This window comes from Candidatus Pantoea symbiotica (genome assembly GCF_056491525.1).
This window is the reverse complement of record NZ_JBSZHR010000003.1, coordinates 154,940-174,333: the sequence shown is the minus strand read 5'-3', so window position 1 is coordinate 174,333 and position 19,394 is coordinate 154,940. Positions and strand designations below refer to the sequence as shown.

The window sequence follows — 19,394 nt, the reverse complement described above, 5'->3', positions numbered from 1 at the left end:
ATCAGTGCTCTCCCATCGCATGGATAAAGCGGCTCATACGTTTCAGCGCCATCAGCAGCAGAATAGTCAGAATCAAACCGGCAATGCTGAGCGCGGCGGCAAACGGAAAATTCATCGAAGAGAAGCCCAGCTGATACACCATGGTTGCCACGGTGCTGACGCGTCCACCGCCAATCAGCTGCGGGGTTGCGAAAGCGCTGAACGTCCAGGCAAACGCGGTGGTCAGGCTGGAAACGATACCGGGAATCGACAGCGGAATCGTCACCGTCAACAAGGTCCGAATCGGCCCTGCGCCCAGGCTGGTGGCGGCTTTTTCATAGTCGGGATTGATGTGCGACAGCGCAGTCGCCAGCATCATCACCATGATTGGCATGGTCACATGCACCAGCGCGACCACCACGCCGGTTTGGGTAAACATAAACTGGATCGGCTTGTTAATCAGACCCATCGCTAGCAGCAAGCTATTGAGGAAGCCGCTATTGCCCAGCACGATGATCCACGAATAAGTGCGTACCACTTCGCCAAGAAACAGCGGCGTAATGGCGATAATCAGAATGGTGGATTTGATCCAGGTGGTGCGCGTTCTCACCAGCGCATACGCCAGCGGATAACTCATCAGCAGGCCAAAAATCGCGGTTTTCGCGCTGAGCATCACGGTATTAATAAACGCATCGGCATAGATTTTTTTAAATAAGCCGTTGAAGTTCGCCAGCGTGAATCCCCCCACGTCGAGCGAGCCGGGAATATAAGCCCGCACGCTAAACTGCATCACGGCAAACATGGCTACCACCAGCCCAAGCGCCGTGAACGTAGCGGGGATAATGAACCATGGTAAGAATGTCGGTTTTCTCGTCATAGACGTTGCTGCCTGAATAAAATGGTGCGACGAACCGGGCGACCAAACGGCCGCCCCTATTTATTAATGCGACATGATGTTTTCAGAGAACCACTGACGCCACTCGGCGGTTTTTTCCGCGCGCAGTTGTGGATCGGTGTTGATGGTGGCATTCCACTGTTCTGGCGTAGTCAGCATGCCAGGCAGCTTCGCCAGTTCCGGATCGATATGCGCATTGGTCACCGTTGGGCTGCCGCGATAAATCTTCGCCACTTCCTGCTGGATTTCCGGTTTCAGCGCGATATTCATGAACTTGTAGGCCAGCTCCGCGTGTTTGGTGCCTTTATTGATACCAACGGTATCAACACCCAAAATCGCGCCCTCTTTTGGAATCGCCAGCTTGATGTTGACGCCTTCGGCAATCATGCTGTAGGCGTTCATCGACAGCATCACCTGCACCGGCGTTTCGCCCGTGGAGATCAGCTGCTGGCTGTTGGCATCATCGGTATAGAAGGATTTGATGTTCGGGATCAACGCTTTCAGCTTGGCCTGACCTTGTTCCCAATGCGCTGCATCAGTGCCAGAGAGTTTGGCGGAGACCGCGATGATATGGCTCGGATCCCAATCTGGCAGCGCAATCGAGCTTTTCAGCTCCGGACGCCACAGATCGTTCCAGCTGGTGAATTCTTCGCCCTTCGGTACTAAATCTGGACGATAGCCGATGGTGTAAACGTAGCCCCACACGCCAAGGTGATACGGGCTGACTTTGGCCTGCTGCACCAGATTCACCGCGTTAGGGATTTTGCTCATGTCGAGCTTTTCAAACAGGCCGCTATTGGCATACAGATAACCGACATGCGCGGTAGTAAAGGTGACGTCGGTTTCCGGCGAGCCGCCCGCCAGCTTGGCTTTGTTTAAGCGATCGATGGTGCCGCCGGTGACGAACTGCACTTCTACGCCGGTCTCTTTGGTGAACTCTTTGGCGATGGTTTGATCAATCAGATCTTTAAAGCTGCCGCCCCAGGTGCTGACAATCAGCTTATCTGCGGCCATCGCATTCCCTGCGCTCAATACACACGTGGTCAACAACGTTAAGGCACCAATCTTACGCAACATATTCTCGTCCCCAATGAATGAAATGGCTGTTGTAGCTGCTTTGCACCACCGTCTGGTCTATCGCGTCGCAATGCACTAAAACAGTGCGAAGGCGGCTCTCGGGTGTTGAAGCGATAATGCCGTTGCGGTGAGATTGGGTAAAACAGCATTTCCCTCGCTGTTGCATCAGAATTTCTGAGGCTAAAAAAGCGGCCTGCTTAGCAAGGATTTTCTTAAGCAGTGGTGAGGCAGAAGCGAATGGGCGCTGGCGCATGGACAGGTGATTATGATGTGAGTCGGAATTTGGCATGAGAAATGCTTGAGCTAAATCGACACTATTAGAATGACTGACGCGACATGAGCGTGTCAGCGATCTCAGGAGAACCTGCATGCTCAGTCGCATCACCCAGCGTCAGCTGGAATATTTTGTCGCTTCCGGTGAAGCGGGCAGCATTATTGGCGCCTCGGAGCGTATTCACGTCTCCTCTCCGTCGATTTCCGCCGCCATCACCCATATTGAGTCTGAGCTTGGCGTGCAGCTGTTTGTGCGACACCATGCCCAGGGCGTTTCACTCACCGCCATCGGCCACCAGGTATTAAAAGAGGCCAAACTGATCCTCGAACAGATGTCGAACCTTTACACCATTGCATCGGAATCGATGAACAACGTACGCGGCCCGCTGCGCGTCGGTTGCCTCGATACGCTGGCGCCGATGTTGACGCCGGAATTGGTGTTTGGCTTTGGCCGCGCCTTTCCCGGCGTGCGCATCTCGCTGGTGGAAGGCAATCATGAGTTGCTGTTAAAACAGCTGCGCTCAGCCGATATCGATATCGCCCTCACCTATGATTTGGTGCCCGCCAGCGATGTGACTTTCCAGTCGCTGGCGCAACTGCCGCCCTATGTAATGGTGGGTGAGCATCATCCGTTCGCCACACAATCCGCGGTTTCGATGCAGGATCTGGCTGAAGTGCCGATGGTGCTGCTGGATATGCCGTGGAGTCGCGAATATTTTCTTGGCTTGTTCAGCGAAGCCGGTGTGACGCCGAATGTGGTGATGCGATCCAGCAGTATGGAAACGGTACGTGCGATGGTGGCGAACGGTGTCGGCTTTGGTATCGCTAACGTCCGACCCAAAGCGCACTTGTCGCAGGATGGTAAACGCTTGATTCGCGTGCGTTTGGCGGGCGTTAACAAGGCGATGCAGTTGGGTTATGCCACCATGGCGCATGTGCAGCAATCCATGGTGGTGAGCGCGTTTGCCGAGCGTTGCCGCATGTTTATTTCCGACCAATATATTCCCGGCATGGCGGCACCGAGTTATTTCGATCCGCAAGTGGTGCGGGTGGCGTGATGCGGGCGGTCGCCATAATGGCACCGCTAGTTAATAACCCTGCTGCGGGAATACCTGATTTAAAACAGGTTCGCCGCGCGCGGCGCGTTGGATATTATCGGCGACCTGCGGTGCGGCGCTGGCGGGAATGGCGACCGAAGCCAGATGCGGTGTAATCAATACATTATCCATCGACCACAATGCATCTTCCGGCGGCAACGGTTCGCGATCGAATACATCCAGGGTGGCTTGACCAATATCCCCACGCTGCAATGCCTGCGTTAACGCCACCTGATCGACAATCGCCCCGCGCGATACATTAATAAACGCGCTGCCGTGCGGTAAGCGAGCCAGTCGTTCAGCACTCAGCAATCCCTGGGTTTGCGGCGTGAGTGGCAGCATCACCACCAAAATGTCGCTGTTGGCGAGAAAATCATCCAGCGCGTCTATTCCGCTGCTACAGGTAATGCCTTCGATGGTTTTCTGCGATCGCGACCAGCCACGCACATCCAAGCCCTGACGCGCCAACTCCTGCGCGGCGTGCGCGCCCAGTTCACCCAATCCCAGCACGCCAACGCGCACGGTTTCCGGCGAACGTGGATGCAGGTAATGCCAGCGCCGTTCACGTTGTGCCCGCTCAAACGCCGGAATGTCGCGCACATAACGCAGCACGGCAAACAGCACGAAGCCGGCCATCATGCGCGCCATATGCGGGTCAGACAAACGAACAATCGGGATATCCGGCAAATCATCGCGTCCGACCAGCGAATCAACGCCCGCCCCCAGATTCACCAATAGTTTCAGGTTACGGTACGCAGCGAAAAAGCCGTGCGGCGGTTTCCACACCAACGCGAAATGCACTTGGTCGACGTTTTGCACCTCTTCCGCGCGACAGATGGTCACGCCTGGCAGATGCGGCGCGAGCAACGCTGACCACTGTTCAAAGCTGTCGAACTCGCTGTAAAACACCAGGATACTCATGCCGCATTCGCCTTGATCAACTCGACCACTGCATCAATCGCCAGTTCGTAACCGATCACGCCCAAGCCGGCGATCACGCCGGTGGCGGCTTTCGATACCATTGAATGATGGCGGAACGGCTCGCGCTTCCAGATGTTGCTCATGTGCGCTTCGATGATTGGGCCATCAAACATCAGCAACGCATCGAGAATCGGCACCGAACTGTAGGTTAAACCGGCGGCGTTGATGATCAATCCAGCGGCCTGCTGACGCGCTTCCTGAATCCAATCAACCAACACGCCTTCGTGATTGCTCTGGCGAAATTGCAGCGTGATGTTGTGCGAGTCCGCTCGGCGCTGGCAGCGTTCACCGATGCTGGCAAAGCTTTCTGTGCCGTAGGTGCCGCTTTTGTCCATGCCGTACAGGTTGGCGTTTGGGCCGTTAAGGAAATAGATTTGCTGATTCATGTGAGTTCCTGAGTCGCTATGCGGTGGTCACCATAAATGGCGACCCTACAAATGTTCTGTGCGATTTTCTGGTCACCATAAATGGCGACCCTACGGTTAAAGTGCCTGTTATTCGTAGGGTCGCCATTTATGGTGACCGAATTACGATTAACGGCAATCAATGCGGGCGCGTGCTGGCCATCGCTGGATAGGCATCGAACATGGCAAACCAGGCGGCGGTTTGCGGATGATCTGCACGCCAGTTAAGGACTTCGAAGCGGAAATCGAGATAACCCAGCGCGCACCCAATGGCGATCAAACCCAGGTCATTCGGCTGCGTGCTAAAACTGGCGACCTGACGTTCAATTTCCCGCAACGCGGCGCTGACTTTCTTCAGTTGTCCATCGGCCCAACCTTGCCACTGTTTTTCCGCTGGACGCGCACTGAATTCATAACGCGCCAGCAAAGCGGCATCGATCAAACCATCGCCCAGCGCCTGGCGCGACAAACTCAACCAGCGCGCGTCGCCGTGCGGCGGGATTAAATCACCTTGCGCGCGGGCATTGAGATATTCGCAAATCACGCGGCTGTCGTAGAGACATAAACCATCTCCCGTGCGCAGCGCCGGCACTTTAGCTAACGGATTAAAGGTAGCAATGCGCTCATCACGTTCAATCGGATGCGCCGCCGAATCTAACAGCGCGATCTCATTCGTCAGCCCAAGACAATGTGCGGTGACCATCACTTTGCGCACATAGGCGGACGTAGTGGCGTAAAACAGTTGCATCATGCCAGCGCTCCCGGCTTATCCACGCTGAGCAGCACTTTGCCAATGTTTGCATTGGCTTCGAGGATGCGATGCGCATCAGCCGCCTGCGACAACGGCAAAACTTGATGCAGCGTGGGGACGATTTTGCCTGCAGCGATGAGCGGCAGCAGATGCTTGCGGATGCACTCGGCCAGGCGCGTCTTTTCAGCAGCGCTTTTGGGACGCAGCGTCGAAGAGGTCAAACTCAATCCTTTACGCATCACCAATTGCAGATCGAGTTCGATCTTCGCGCCCTGCATAAATGACAAACTCACATGACGTCCGCCCTGCGCTAACACGCTAAGATTACGCGCCACGTAATCTCCGCCGACGTTATCCAGCACTACATCCACGCCCCGACCTGCGGTTTCCGCTGCAATCACCGCGACAAAATCCTCTTTATAGCGATCAATGGCGCGCCAGACGCCAAGCCGTTGCAGTGCCGCAATTTTGTCGATACCGCCCGCAGTGGCAATCACCCGTGCGCCACAGGCTTGCGCGCATTGGATGGCAAAAGTGCCGACGCCGCTGGCGGCACCGTGAATCAGCACCGTTTCGCCGGGTGCTAAGCGCCCCAGCTCAAACAAGTTGTGCCATACGGTAAACGCCGCTTCGGGCACGCCTGCGGCATGCGCCAACGGCAGATTACCGGGCACCGGCAAACACAACTCAGCGCGCGCCACGCAATATTCGCCATAGCCACCACCGTTGAGCAGCGCCATCACCGCGTCGCCGATGGCGAAGCCAATTACGTCTGCACCTAACGCCACCACTTTTCCTGCTACTTCCAGACCTAACACATCTGAACAACCCGGCGGAATGGGCATGCCGTTGCGCTGCATAATATCCGGACGATTAACACCCGCGCTGGCGACGCGAATCAGCACTTCACCCACCGCAGGTTGTGGCACAGCACGTTCCACAACCGTTAAAACCTCTGCGCCGCCCGGTTGGCTGGCTATTACCGCTTTCATCATTTCAGGCAACATCAGATCTTATCCCTGCTTAGCGGTGGTAAAGGCGCACACGCCTTCATCATCAAAGGTGATTCCCACCACGCTGCCAACCGGCCAACGCGTCAGGGAATCGAGCCCAGACTGACGCGCAAACAGCGATGCGCTGCCGAGCGCCGGAACATCAAGATGCACATCCACGTGATCACCCTGAAAAACATGGGTGATCACCGTGGCGCTCAGGAAGGAGTGCGAAGACAGCGGCCCCAACTGAATGTTTTCCGGGCGAACATACACATCCAGACGCTCACCAACGCTCGCCTGCACACGTTCTGCTGGCAGACGCAGCGTGTTGCCACCCAGCTCAAGCACCGCCGCGTGATCGCGCCCGGCATAGCGTCCCGGAAGAATATTGACGTCTCCGACAAAGCCCGCAACAAAAGGATCGCGCGGCTGGCGATAGATCTCATCCGGCGTACCGATTTGGCGCACGTGTCCCGCCGACATCACCACCACGCGATCGCTCATGCTCAGCGCTTCACCTTGATCGTGGGTGACAAACACCGTGGTGACGCCCAATTTGCGCTGGATCGCTTTCAGTTCGACCTGCATTGATAAACGCAGATTTTTATCCAGCGCCGAAAACGGCTCATCCAGCAGCAACACTTTGGGCCGGATCACCAGCGCACGCGCTAGCGCCACACGCTGCTGTTGTCCACCGGAGAGTTCACGTGGTTTGCGATGGCCGTAACCCGCCAATTTGACCAAGGCTAATGCTTGCTCAACGCGCTCGGCGATTTCGGCCTTTGACACGCCGCGCATACGCAGGCCGTAACCGACGTTTTTCTCTACCGTCATGTGCGGGAACAGCGCGTAGTTTTGGAATACGATGCCGATTTCACGCTGGTAAGGTGGAATCTCGGTCACCAGATCGCCATCGATAAAAATCTCGCCGCCATCAGCCTCGGCAAAACCGGCCATCAGGTTTAGCAGCGTGGTTTTGCCGCAGCCCGACGGGCCGAGTAGCGTAATAAATTCCCCTTCTTCAATGGTCAGGGAAATTTTGTGCAGCGCGATAGCGTCGCCAAATTTTTTCAGCACGCCATCTAACTGCACGGCGACGTTACTGGCTTTCACTGCCTGATGCGGCATGTCGGGCTGCGGGAATCGGGTAACTTCTGCACTGACCATGAACTCTCCAAAACTGTTTTGCGTGACAATGTCACAGAAATTATTGACTCATCCATGCGGCTAAGCGCTGCAACATGGCGTCACAGGCTTCCAACTGCGCGATGCTGATGAATTCGTCCGGTTTATGTCCTTGCGCCATGCTGCCTGGCCCACAAATTACGCTGGAAATACCGGCTTGATTGAATAGCCCGCCTTCGGTGCCAAATGCCACGGTGCTGAAGTCGCTGGATTGGGTTAAATAGGCGATCAGTCGCGCGGCCTCACTTTGGGCATCGGTCAATAATCCTGGATAGCCGCTAATCGGATAAAAACGGATCGCGCTGTCCGCTGCGATGGCCTGCATGCGCGGCAACAGTTCTGCTTGGGCGAACGCATCCAGCTCAGCGGCGATGGCGTGCGCATCATCCTGCGGCAAGGTACGCACTTCAAAATCAAAGGCGCATTCGGCGGGCACAATGTTCAATGCGCGGCCGCCGCTGATGATGCCGGTTTGTACGGTGGTAAACGGCGGATCAAAACGAGCATCCTGATGTTGTGCCATCCGCTCGCCAATCGCCGTTAACTGCTGAATCAATCTCGCGGCATATTCGATGGCATTAACGCCCTGCGGCGCATAGGCCGAATGGCAAGCCGCACCCTTCACTTCACAGCGCATGCCCAATTTGCCCTTATGACCCAGCACCGGTTGCAATTCGGTAGGTTCACCAATCAGGCAGATAGCCGGTTTTTCCGGGCGCTGCGACAGCGCATCCAGCAAGGTGCGCACGCCAAGGCAGCCGACTTCTTCGTCGTAGGAGATCGCCAGATGCAGCGGCTGTGTCAGCGGTTGCGCCAGAAAATGGGGCACTGCCGCCAGCATGCAGGCGATGTAGCCTTTCATATCGGCGGTGCCGCGCCCGTATAACTTGCCGTCACGTTCGGTGAGAGCAAACGGTGGCACGCTCCAGTTTTGCCCATCCACCGGCACTACATCGCTATGGCCGGAGAGCATCACACCGCCATCGCCAGCGGGCCCAAGACGGGCATACAAATTGGCTTTACTGCGTTCCGCGTTGTGGATTAGCTCACAGCTCACACCTAAATCACTCAGGTAGCGCCAGACGAAATCGATCATTGCCAGGTTGGATTCACGGCTGGTGGTGTCAAACGCCACTAGCTTTTCAAGCAGTTGTCGGCTGGTAAACATGGAAACTCCTACTCGTCGCCCGGCACGCCGTAACGAGGTGCCTGCGTTGGATCGATGGCGCGCGTCACGTAATCGTTCATTTGTGGCTGATAGGCCAGCCACAGCTGCTCGAGTTCGCCAATCGGATCGCCGTCCGTCCAGTCAACGCGCAGATCGACAATCGGCCACACCTGATCATCTACGATCGACAATGCCGAGGAGTGCACCGGCCCCGCTTCGCCGCCAGCTTGCATGCCCGCTTGCATCGCCGCGATTAAGCGCTCGGCTAAATGCCCGGAATGCTGCTCGAAGGCGCTTACCATCGCCGGAATCACCTCAGGGCTAGCCAGCAGATTGCCCGCCGCAACACAATGATGACCGGTATGCGCGTTATTGATTCCCAAGGTTTTATCACCGCTAAAGCAGGCCGTTTGGCCATTCGCAGCTAACACCGTAACCTGGCGAAAATGGTGATAATCATCACTGGCTAAACCGGCTTTGAGCGCGGCTTCTGCGCTATCGCCTTGTTGCAGGCGATCAAGAATGCGCGGACCTAACGCCGGTAAGGTGATGTTTTGGGTTGATACCGCGCCTACCGCTGAGCGTAGCCATGGGCAACGTGCGCCCACCGCAATGCTGGATGAGCTAATGGCAATGCCGATTTGTCCGGTTTGATCGCAGCGTCCCACAATGGATAACGTCATCGTCTCCTGCCTCTTATTCCGCTTGCCAGTCGTCTGGAATAACCGCGATCACATCGATTTCCATCAACCATTGCGGCTGACCTAAACCGGAAATCACCAAACCGGTGGAGATGGGAAACACGCCTTTCAGCCATTTGCCGACCACCTGATACACCGGCTCGCGATAACGTGGGTCAATGATGTAAGTGGTGGTTTTGACGATGTGCGACAAGTCGCTGCCCGCTTCTTCAAGGAGCTGTTTTACGTTCTTCATCGCCTGCTCGGCTTGCGCGGCGGGATCGCCTAAACCCACCAGATTGCCCGCAAAGTCGGTGCCAATCTGCCCACGGACATACACGGTGTTGCCCGCACGCACCGCCTGACAGAGATCGTTATCCAGCGCCTGATTGGGATAGGTTTCTTTGGTGTTGAATTTACGGATGCGAGTATGTGTGGTCATGCTTGCCTGCTATGCGAAAAGGATTTGCGCAAGGTATACCTTCCCACGCGTGGCAGCGAAAACAGCATTAACCGAGGTGTTGCTTTAAAAAATCCGAAGGAGCTCACGGTGATGATTTTTTAGCATTAAATTGTGACCATCATCACCCGTCGCCTAACCGGCGTTTACCGGACGCGCGTTCTGAGGTATACCACCCTCCTTCTTCACCTAACTCTCAGATAAGGATAAAAAATGTTTACAAAGCAGTATGAGGTTGATGAAAAACATATCGATTTTCAGGGCGTGGTCGATGGCCTCTATTATCCGTTTTATATGGAGTGGACGCGCCATGCTTACATGCGTGAAGCCTTGGGTATCGATATGGAAGAAGAGTTTAAGCAGGGCAAAATTTACATGGTGCTGGAGTACTCCCTGCGCTTTCGTAAGAGCCTGGTGAAAGGTGACAAGGTTGAAGTGACCTGTGTGCTGGCGAAGAATGAGAAACGCAATCGCGTCAATTTTGTGCAACAGATTCTGGTCAATGGCGTGGTGTATGCCGATGCGACTTTTGTTGCCACCTGCCTGCAGAATGGACGCCCTTCCATGCCTGATGCGGTGATGAATGCGTTAGCGGGTGCGTGATGCGGTTTTGGTAAGGGTCGCCATGAATGGCGACCCTACGTACATTTAGGCATAGAGCTCGGCTTTACCCACTGAAGAGAACAACCGCATCTTGTGCGCGACCACCTCTTTAGCGGCGGCAATCGGTTTCAGGAACAATTCACTCGGCTCATGCCCACCGCGTTTAATCTCATCTTCCAGCATGACAAAAAAGGCTTTCTTCATATCGCTGGATATATTGATTTTACTGACACCATGTTGAATGGCTTCGGCAACTTCGCTGTCTTTATTACCGGAACCGCCATGCAGTACCAGCGGAATATCCACGCGTGCGGCAATTTCTTTCAAACGAGGAATATCCAGCTTCGGTTGTTTGCCAGCTGGATAAAGCCCGTGCGATGTGCCAATAGCAACGGCTAAGGTATCGACGCCGGTCTCTTTGACAAATCGTTCCGCCTGATCGGGATCGGTAAAGAGGATTTCGCTGTGCCCGCCTTCCGCACTGCCTTCAGCAACGCCAATGGTGCCCAATTCCGCTTCCACTGACACATCTGCAGCGTGGGCGATTTCTGTCATTTTACGCGTCAGCGCAATATTCTCTTCAAACGGCAGTAATGACGCATCAATCATCACTGAGGTGTAGCCGGTTTGAATGGCTTTAATATTGTGCTCCAGCGATTGACCGTGATCCTGATGAATCACCACCGGCACGCTGGCTTTAGCGCCTAACTCACGCAGATAAACAATAAAAGCATCACCAACGAAATCATGTTCTACCGGGTGTACTTCCAGAATAACCGGTGATTTAAGTTCTTCCGCCACTTCAATTACCAGACGAGCAAACTCAGCGGAGGCGATATTAAAAGCACCGACACCAAACTTATTATTCTTAGCCACGCTCAAAAGATTCTTCATGTTGATTAACATCATTCACTCCTTCGGTAAGGGTTTCATTTACGTCTTTCTTAATAAATCGCAGGATCACCGCAGTGAATAGCGCACCCGCTGAGATGGCAAACATATAGGCCAATACATGCGTAATCACATTGGGTATAAACAGGACGAACACGCCGCCGTGCGGTGCGCGTGAAGCGCAACCTAACGCCATGGAGAGCGCACCCGCCAAACCTGAACCGGCACAAATCGCGGGAATCACGCGCAGCGGATCCGCAACCGCATAGGGAATCGCGCCTTCAGTGATAAATGACAGCCCTAAGACATAGGTGACTTTGCCGGTTTCACGCTCTTGTGCCGTGAATTTGCGACCAAACAGCGTGGTAGCCAGCGCAATACCTAATGGCGGAACCATGCCTGCCGCCATACAAGCGGCGATAGGTTCATAAATGCCGGTGGACATTAATCCGATGGCAAACATGCACACGGTTTTATTTAACGGGCCGCCCATATCAAATGCGACCATTACGCCAATCATCAACCCCATAATGGCGGCATTCATATTGCCCATGCTTTGCAGGAAAGAGGTCAGCGCTTCAAGCAACATTCTGATTGGCTGACCGATAACTAAAATCATTAATGCGCCGGTTAATAACACCGTCAGCAGTGGCACAATCAGAATCGGTTTTAAACCCGCAATCGCCTTGGGCAGATGGATATATTTCACCACCAGTAATGTGATATATCCGGCGAGGAAGCCAGCAAATAACGCCCCAAGAAAACCCGCACCGGTGTGCACCGCGAGCATGCCGCCGACCGCGCCAGACACAATACCCAGGTTGCCGCTGATTGATTTACTGATGCCGAGCGACAGAATCGGTAACATCAGCGCAAAGGCCGCACCGCCACCGATATCAGACAGCATTTTCGCAATCGGACTAAAATTCGCATCGCCCGGCGTTGCTGCAGTAATACCAAAGGAAAAGCTGAGGGCAATTAATATGCCTCCGGCTATCACAAATGGAATCATCAGATTCACGCCGGTAATGAGATGAATATAGAGCTGCGACAAGGTGGATTTTCCGCTCTGCGTCTCGCTATCATCGCTGTTTAGCACTTCGCTATTGCTGTTCATCTCCGGCTTTAGCGCGCCACTCATGATATTGCTTAATAATCCGCTGGCATCTTTCGCAGCGCGCGCCACCGGCACTTTAAAGATGCGCTTTCCTTTAAATCGGCGTAGGTCGATGACTTTATCGGCAGCGATCAATACCGCATCCGCCTGGCTAATATCATCCTGAGTGAAGTGATATTCACTCTCCACCGCGCCGTGGGTTTCAACTACAATGTCGATGCCCATCTTCGCTGCACTTTTTTTCAGATTGGCTTCTGCAATGTAAGTGTGGGCGACGCCTGTCGGACAGGCGGTAATAGCGATCAGTTTCATTATAAACTCCAGGTAAAAAGTTTATACTCCGGTATTATTGACGATTAACCGATACAACTCTTCGTTAGTTTTCGCATTAATTAATCGCTCAACAATTTCATCATCACCCAATGCTACAGACACACGGGCTAATACTCTAATATGACCAATGCCGCTATCGGCATTGCGTACCGCAAATAAAATCACCAACTTTACCGCTACGTCCTCTTCGGTTTCCCAGTCAACCGGCGTGCGTAAATTAGCTACCGCCATACGGGTTTCATTCACTGCCACCGATTTACCATGTGGTATCGCCACCTGATTATCAAAACCGGTTGGCCCCAGCGCTTCTCGCGCAATCACATCCTCAATAAATAAGGCTTTATCGTTAATAATATTCTCGGCATAGAGTAGAGAAGATAATGCCTCTATCACCTCAAATTTATTACTCGCCACTAAATCAGTAACCACGCATGAGCGGGTTAAAATATCTGACACTATGACTTTATCCAGCATGATGTTTCTCCTTCATATTTTCATCAGAAAAAAGTCTTTCTGAAACTCTCGCAATATCTTTCTTAGAGAAAATTGCTGAGACATAGGCAACCGGTAACTCAACATCCTCTAACTTGATGGTTGAGATAATTAAATCGCACGCTTTCATTTCCAGTGTGTTTGAGAGCTGACTGCCGGGAACGATGGCAATAATTTCCCATTCTGGAAACGCACGATTGATACGACTGGATAGCAGCTGCGATGTTCCTACGCCACTGGAACAAACGATAATGATCTTCTTAGCGGCACGGAATTTATCCAGCGCAGTTTGTAGATAAATCGTCAGATAAGCCACTTCATCATCAGAGATATCCGCATAGCCATATTTTTGATTAATACGGTCAGCCGCCTTTTTCACTGCATTAAAGGCGCTACTCAGCTCACTTTTAATTTCATCCAGCAATGGATTGTGAATAGCGATGCCATAGGCAAGTCGGTTGAGCATTGGCTTAATATGCTGAGCTAAATCGTGACGCAGTTTCTTATCCAGGCTAAGGTCGAGGCCTAAATCTTCTGATGATTCACGAATCAGCCCATCGGCGTAGCGATCGGCTTCGCTGTTGAGTGGTAACGGAATGCTATCGCCAGGCGTCAGCGTATGGCGGCCCGATGAAATCAGATATTGATAGATATAACTCACTTCAATCGCCGGTAAGGTTATTCGGTACTCATCCTGCAACCAGCTGACGGCTTTCTCGGCAATCGTCCACTCTTTGCCCTCATGTCGCGTATAGGTTTGTACGTCCGATTGCGCCGTGAGACCCGCCGCGCGTCGAATCGTCACCAGCAGATGTGAAAAGAGATTGGTGTAATAAGGCTCACTGATTGCACAGGTTAATTCATCTTCAATTAATCCAATGAGCGAGATGCAATTATCCACGTTCACCTTGCCAAATTGATCGACTAATTTGGTTCTGGAGAAACGGTCAATTCGGCTATCCGCCGTTTGATACTGACTCAATACGCTTACGGTGATGATATCTTTTAATGCCATACGTATATCCAGATCGTTACCGTGGATATACGTGCCTGTTTGGTCGCGAATCAACGTCAAACCGAATGTAGCCAGCCAGGTCTCGACCTTTTTTAAATCTTCCACAATTGAAGATCGGCTGACAAAAAATTTCTCAGACAGCGCGCTGAGCGATAATGGCGCGGGTGATTGCGTCAATAAATCAGTGGTAATACCCACTAAACGTTTAGTACTCAATATTTCATGGTGCGGTTCAGAGACAGCAGGTGTGCCGCGTAAGAAAACCGATCCGCCATCAAAGCGCAAACCCAATCCCGGCTTACTGATGATGCGACGTTGATTGTCAGAAAAAAATTCATTGATAACTTCAATATCTCTTCGCAGCGTACTGACAGAAATGTCGAGAGATTCGGCAACCCGATTCGCCGGAACCCAATCATTCTCTGCGATCAGAAAATCAATAATTCCGTTTTGTCGTTGGTTCAGTGCTGTCATTCTTGACGCCCTTGGTTGTTTTTCACCGTTACCCACTATGGATACGTTTATACGAGAGATAAGCAACGAGGAAAATACTAAATGATGGGCAGAAGATGGACATATCGTTGAACACTTAAATTCAACTAATATAGAAACATGGATTTAAACTCTACGGGAGGTTAATTCGTTATTATTATAGGTAGAGTTATTTTGACGCAACTATCAATTTTCAACATGAGCGCGATTAAAAGAGCCAGAGAATGTGAAAAGTGTGATGGGCATCATCATGCTAATCGCCAATGGCGACTATTTTCGGATGCCAATTGATTCTGGGTTTAATGAGTTTAATGCTTTGCAAAAGAAATAATAGACAACGCCTTGCAAGCTACCTTGCAAGGCGTTGTCTGAAGATAAAATCACTGCATCATAGTTGGCAAAAACAGCGTGAGCTTGCGTTGTTCTGCCTGCGATGCAAATGCTTGTATCGCTTCACGGAGATCGGGTGCCAGCGTAATGCCATCAGCCACCTCAATATAGACGGTACTTTCATTGGGGATACTGTCTAATAAGCGGCAGAGTTCGGGTTTGCTGATGAAGGTAATGTTCTGGTGAATACGCAGCAAATGAATGCTGCCGTGCTGTGTGAGCGTTAAAGTATTTTTCTCGGCTTTCATGACGCTAATTAATAGCTGGCACAATACGCCAAGACCAATACCTTGCAGCAGGCCTATTCCGACAATTCCAGTCACCGTAACCATAAAGGGAATGAATAGCGTCTTACCTTGCCGCCATTCTCTGATGAACAATGACGGAGAGGCGAGTTTAAAACCGGTGAAAATTAGAATGGCGGAAAGGCTGGCAAAGGGGATCGTATTCAATATCGGGCCCAGTAACAGCGCGCTCAATGCCAGGAGCAGACCGTGAAAGATCGCCGAAAAACGCGTGCGAGCGCCGGCATACACATTCGCAGAACTACGCACAATAACCGCCGTTAGCGGCAGACCTCCCAATAAGCCGCTCACCATATTACCTGCGCCCTGCGCAACCAGTTCACGATCGGAGTGCGGTGCGCGCTTGAGGGGATCTATACGTGACGTCGCCTCGAGGCTGAGTAAGGTTTCCAGGCTTGCCAGCAGAGCAAGACTGAAAGCAATCTGATAGAGCGAAGGCTGTGATAATGCCGACCAATCGGGCGCTGAGAGTGGCCATGCTTCATCCCATGACCAGTCAGGCAGCTGCACCCGCTGCGATAATGGTAACTGCCAACCTTCTGAAGTGGATAATAAAAATTGCGCCGCTATTCCCCACAATACAACGACCAGTGGTGCTGGCAGCGCAGACCATCGGCTTTGCTTAAATCGTGGCATCTCCATCAGGACAAGCAACACCAAACTCACCGCCATAATCAGCACCGATCCGCCGGTGATGTCATGGAAAAAGTGCAGCGAAATCTCACTGCCTGCTGGTCTGTCTGGTACATAACCAAACGCGACAGGTATCTGCTGAACGATTAGTAAAATGCCAATGCCCGCCAGCAAACCACGAATCACGGTTCCGGGGATTAAGCCAGCCAACCGGCCTAAACGAAATAGCCCCGCCGCAATCTGCAGTGATCCCGCCAGAATCAGCGCAACTAACATGGCTGATATGCTGCCGAGTGTTGCAATGCTCGTCACCACTAGCGCTATCATTCCTGCTGCTGGCCCACTGACGGAGAGCGGAGAAGGACTGATGGCTGTAATCAATAAACCGCCAATAATTCCACTGAGCAGCCCTGCCAAAGGTGGCATGCCACTTGCCTGAGCCACACCCAAACATAATGGTAACGCAACCAAAAACACCACCACGCCAGCAAATACATCCTGTTTCACCGTCGCTAAATGAGAAAAAAGAGGTGTCTTCATAGCGTGACCTCACCGTTCTCGTCCGACAAAACGTCCAGAATCCCTGTTTTTAAATCATAAATGCAGCCAAAAATCTCCAGCGGGCGCTGCCGTTTTGCCGATTGAAACAGCGAAGTTTGCTGCAAATGGACAATCTGCTGACGCACGTTAGCTTCTACAAAGAATCGTTTGAGGTGATCTTTGGATAACTGCCTCCACTCCGGATGCTGCTTGATCTGCTGGCGCAAGGCCTGGCTGAGAGGAAACATTTGTCGGGTGAGTGGCGTATCCTTTTTTTCTTCGCCCGGTACCACTGCCATCAATCCGGCAAAATCAACACCGCCGCAGTGGGTATGGCCGCAAATGATCACGGTATCGACGCGTAACGTATTCAGAGCATATTCAATGCCGCTCATAATGCTGTCGTCCTCTGCCAGCACCTGATTCGCGACATTACGCATGACAAATAATTCACCCGGCGATGCCTGAACCAAAGTATCTACCGGCACCCGGCTATCAGCACAGCCAATCCACAGGCAACGTGGCGCTTGCCCCGCCTCATGACGGGAAAAGTATTCGGCGTCGTGACGACTGACGCGCGCCGCGTGGATGCGGTTACGCGCCAGCAGGAGTTCTAATGTGGCGTTAGGCATTAGCTATTCTCCTTTAGGATCATTTGTGGCGGCGTTTTCTCAGTGCGTAATAATCTGAGCGCATTAAACGTTACCACCACCGTGGCACCCGAATCGGCCAGAATAGCCACCCAAAGACCGGTCACACCGAGCATGCTGGTCAGAAGAAAAATGATTTTTAAGCCAATGGAGAGCGTCACATTCTGACCAATGATGGTTCGGGTGCGACGGGCTAAATGCAGAAGCTCAGGTAATCCAGCAAGGCGATCATGCGTTAGCGCGACGTCAGCGGTTTCAAGCGCTACGTCGGTTCCGCCACTCATCGCAATGCCAATATCTGCCGCCCGCAATGCAGGCGCATCGTTGATACCGTCACCAACCATGGCCGTTGGCGCTACGATTTGTTGCAGATAGACCGCTTCCACTTTGTGCCTGGGTAATAAACCAGCCTGATATTTCATCCCAAGTTGTCCGGCGATAGCCGCAGCCGCTCGTGGGTTATCACCTGTCAGCATCATGCTCTCAACATTCATAGCGGTTAAAGCCTGAATGGTTTTTTTGGCATCGACACGCAACGTATCCTGCAGTGCAATAATGCCCAGCGGCACATTCTCTAATGCGACCACCACCACCGTTAATCCGGCGTCCTGCAAACGTTCAATTTCACCCTGCAAGATGCTATCAGGTGCGAATGGCGGCGCAAACGTAGGTGCCATGACGTTGACGTCCCGACCACCAATATCGCCTTTTACCCCCTGACCCGATAACGCCTGGCGATTGCCAGCAATCGGATAATCATTAAAGCGCTTTCTGGCTTGACGGATAATGGCTTGCGCCAGCGGATGGGATGATCCTTCCTCTACACCCGCGGCGAGGCTTAACACCCGATCTTCATCGTCGGGTTTATCGGTGATAATGCAAACCACTGTTGGACGCCCTTCTGTCAACGTGCCTGTTTTGTCCATGGCGATAACTTTTATCTCGGCCAACTTCTCTAATGCGGCTCCCCCTTTAATCAGAATCCCGCGACGGGCTGCCGCAGCCAAACCGGAGGTAATTGCGGCAGGCACTGAGATCACCAGCGCACAGGGACAGCCGATTAACATCACCGCCAATCCCCGGTAGAGCCACATATCCCAGGGTTGGTCGTAGAAAAAGGGAGGAATAATCATCACCATCATGGAAAGCAGAGCAATGATCGGCGTGTAGGTGCGGCTGAACACATCAATGAATCGTTCTGTCGGTGATTTATGCGCATCGGCTTCATCAATCAATTTCAGAATGCGATCAATGGCGTTACAGCCTTGTTCAGAGGTGACGATGAACCGACAAACACGATCAACGATCACGCTACCGGCATAAATCTGTTGTCCTTTTGCGTATTCCACCGGAAGAGATTCTCCCGTCAATGCACTCTCATCGAATGCGGCCATGCTGTCCTGCAAAATGGCATCAGCCGGTAACCTACCGCCGGGCGCAATTTCAATTTCATCACCTGGCTTCAATTGACTAACGGGTACCGCCCTCAAGATTCCATCATCCAAAAGCATGACGGTTTCCGGCATTATGGCCATCAGAGAAGAAACCCCCGCTCGCGCTCGCTGCGTAGCGTAATGCTCAAGACTTTCACCGATATGAAACAGCCAAAGCACCACTGCCGCTTCGTATACGGCATTGATCATCAATGCCCCCAGCGATGCGAAACTCATTAAGGTTTCCATGCTGAAAATATTGCCTTCAAGAGATTTCCTCCATGCTTTGCGGGCAACTGGCCACAACGCAAAGAGTACGAAAAATATAAAGAGCAGTTGTGAAAATCTGATTGAGAGAATCTGCATCGACCAGGCAGTCAGCAGCAGAATTGAAAAGCCAGCAATAGGTTTAAATAAATCATTTAAACCAGATCTAAATATCATGTTCTTTTTCACCTTCAGCTCCAAATTAGCGACACATGTCGAGGGAGAAGATAAACAACAGATCATTCCAATCGCTCAACGTGAATTACAAATAATTACATGAAGGTTTTA

Annotated in this window: 20 protein-coding genes; 2 read left to right on the top strand and 18 right to left on the bottom strand. The window is 52.4% G+C overall.

Translation table 11 applies throughout. From position 1 onward, the window contains the following. Position 1: 1 nt before the first annotated feature. From ACXIZX_RS21595 to ACXIZX_RS21585, 3 genes are all read right to left on the bottom strand, one after another. Entirely contained in the window at positions 2-856 is an 855-nt protein-coding gene (locus ACXIZX_RS21595) for an ABC transporter permease (RefSeq protein ID WP_061719243.1), read from the bottom strand. 63 nt (positions 857-919) lie between these two features. Next, a complete protein-coding gene (locus ACXIZX_RS21590; protein WP_008106832.1) occupies positions 920-1,951 on the bottom strand; it encodes a polyamine ABC transporter substrate-binding protein in 1,032 nt (343 codons plus the stop codon). Continuing rightward, the gene (locus ACXIZX_RS21585; RefSeq protein WP_479404982.1) at positions 1,941-2,240 is read right to left on the bottom strand and encodes a hypothetical protein; all 300 of its coding nucleotides are present in this window, start codon (positions 2,238-2,240) and stop codon (positions 1,941-1,943) included. The genes ACXIZX_RS21590 and ACXIZX_RS21585 overlap by 11 nt, the downstream gene beginning before the upstream one ends. 79 nt (positions 2,241-2,319) lie before the next feature. Here ACXIZX_RS21585 and ACXIZX_RS21580 point away from each other — a divergent pair, with 79 nt between their 5' ends. Further along, on the top strand, positions 2,320-3,282 hold the full coding sequence (locus tag ACXIZX_RS21580; RefSeq protein WP_479404981.1) for a LysR family transcriptional regulator: 963 nt from the start codon (positions 2,320-2,322) through the stop codon (positions 3,280-3,282). A gap of 30 nt (positions 3,283-3,312) precedes the next feature. Here the strand turns inward: ACXIZX_RS21580 and ACXIZX_RS21575 are convergent, their stop codons facing one another. From ACXIZX_RS21575 to ACXIZX_RS21540, 8 genes are all read right to left on the bottom strand, one after another. Further along, positions 3,313-4,242 (bottom strand): 2-hydroxyacid dehydrogenase, encoded by a 930-nt coding sequence (locus ACXIZX_RS21575; RefSeq protein WP_479404980.1) that lies wholly within the window; start codon positions 4,240-4,242, stop codon positions 3,313-3,315. Further along, entirely contained in the window at positions 4,239-4,688 is a 450-nt protein-coding gene (locus tag ACXIZX_RS21570) for a type II 3-dehydroquinate dehydratase (RefSeq protein WP_061719240.1), read from the bottom strand. The genes ACXIZX_RS21575 and ACXIZX_RS21570 overlap by 4 nt, the downstream gene beginning before the upstream one ends. 157 nt (positions 4,689-4,845) lie before the next feature. Further along, positions 4,846-5,457 (bottom strand): glutathione S-transferase, encoded by a 612-nt coding sequence (locus tag ACXIZX_RS21565; protein ID WP_479404979.1) that lies wholly within the window; start codon positions 5,455-5,457, stop codon positions 4,846-4,848. Next, positions 5,454-6,464, bottom strand: coding sequence for an NAD(P)H-quinone oxidoreductase (locus ACXIZX_RS21560; RefSeq protein WP_479404978.1), 1,011 nt, complete (start codon positions 6,462-6,464; stop codon positions 5,454-5,456). Before ACXIZX_RS21560 ends, ACXIZX_RS21565 begins: the two co-directional genes overlap by 4 nt. A gap of 6 nt (positions 6,465-6,470) precedes the next feature. Beyond that, positions 6,471-7,619: an ABC transporter ATP-binding protein gene (locus ACXIZX_RS21555; protein ID WP_479404977.1), complete on the bottom strand. Its 1,149-nt coding sequence runs from the start codon at positions 7,617-7,619 to the stop codon at positions 6,471-6,473. Positions 7,620-7,659: 40 nt separating this feature from the next. Next, positions 7,660-8,805, bottom strand: coding sequence for an acetylornithine deacetylase (gene argE / locus ACXIZX_RS21550; protein ID WP_479404976.1), 1,146 nt, complete (start codon positions 8,803-8,805; stop codon positions 7,660-7,662). A gap of 8 nt (positions 8,806-8,813) precedes the next feature. Beyond that, complete coding sequence (locus ACXIZX_RS21545; RefSeq protein WP_479404975.1) at positions 8,814-9,488, bottom strand: DUF1028 domain-containing protein; 675 nt, start codon at positions 9,486-9,488, stop codon at positions 8,814-8,816. 13 nt (positions 9,489-9,501) lie between these two features. Next, positions 9,502-9,927, bottom strand: a complete 426-nt coding sequence (locus ACXIZX_RS21540) for a RidA family protein (protein ID WP_008106850.1) — start codon at positions 9,925-9,927, stop codon at positions 9,502-9,504. Between the two features lie 231 nt (positions 9,928-10,158). Between ACXIZX_RS21540 and ACXIZX_RS21535 the strand changes: the two genes are divergently transcribed. Continuing rightward, positions 10,159-10,548 (top strand): acyl-CoA thioesterase, encoded by a 390-nt coding sequence (locus ACXIZX_RS21535; protein ID WP_179453006.1) that lies wholly within the window; start codon positions 10,159-10,161, stop codon positions 10,546-10,548. A gap of 45 nt (positions 10,549-10,593) precedes the next feature. Here the strand turns inward: ACXIZX_RS21535 and ACXIZX_RS21530 are convergent, their stop codons facing one another. From ACXIZX_RS21530 to ACXIZX_RS21500, 7 genes are all read right to left on the bottom strand, one after another. Next, positions 10,594-11,454, bottom strand: a complete 861-nt coding sequence (locus ACXIZX_RS21530) for a ketose-bisphosphate aldolase (RefSeq protein ID WP_061719233.1) — start codon at positions 11,452-11,454, stop codon at positions 10,594-10,596. Next, complete coding sequence (locus tag ACXIZX_RS21525) at positions 11,417-12,868, bottom strand: PTS fructose transporter subunit IIC (RefSeq protein ID WP_479404974.1); 1,452 nt, start codon at positions 12,866-12,868, stop codon at positions 11,417-11,419. Before ACXIZX_RS21525 ends, ACXIZX_RS21530 begins: the two co-directional genes overlap by 38 nt. A gap of 21 nt (positions 12,869-12,889) precedes the next feature. Next, positions 12,890-13,363, bottom strand: coding sequence for a PTS sugar transporter subunit IIA (locus tag ACXIZX_RS21520; protein ID WP_479404973.1), 474 nt, complete (start codon positions 13,361-13,363; stop codon positions 12,890-12,892). Further along, the gene (locus ACXIZX_RS21515; RefSeq protein ID WP_479404972.1) at positions 13,353-14,870 is read right to left on the bottom strand and encodes a BglG family transcription antiterminator; all 1,518 of its coding nucleotides are present in this window, start codon (positions 14,868-14,870) and stop codon (positions 13,353-13,355) included. The genes ACXIZX_RS21520 and ACXIZX_RS21515 overlap by 11 nt, the downstream gene beginning before the upstream one ends. Positions 14,871-15,268: 398 nt before the next feature. Further along, a complete protein-coding gene (locus tag ACXIZX_RS21510; protein ID WP_479404971.1) occupies positions 15,269-16,756 on the bottom strand; it encodes a SulP family inorganic anion transporter in 1,488 nt (495 codons plus the stop codon). After that, entirely contained in the window at positions 16,753-17,388 is a 636-nt protein-coding gene (locus tag ACXIZX_RS21505; protein ID WP_154157036.1) for a carbonic anhydrase, read from the bottom strand. Before ACXIZX_RS21505 ends, ACXIZX_RS21510 begins: the two co-directional genes overlap by 4 nt. Next, a complete protein-coding gene (locus ACXIZX_RS21500) occupies positions 17,388-19,295 on the bottom strand; it encodes a heavy metal translocating P-type ATPase (RefSeq protein WP_479404970.1) in 1,908 nt (635 codons plus the stop codon). The genes ACXIZX_RS21505 and ACXIZX_RS21500 overlap by 1 nt, the downstream gene beginning before the upstream one ends. Positions 19,296-19,394: the final 99 nt, after the last annotated feature.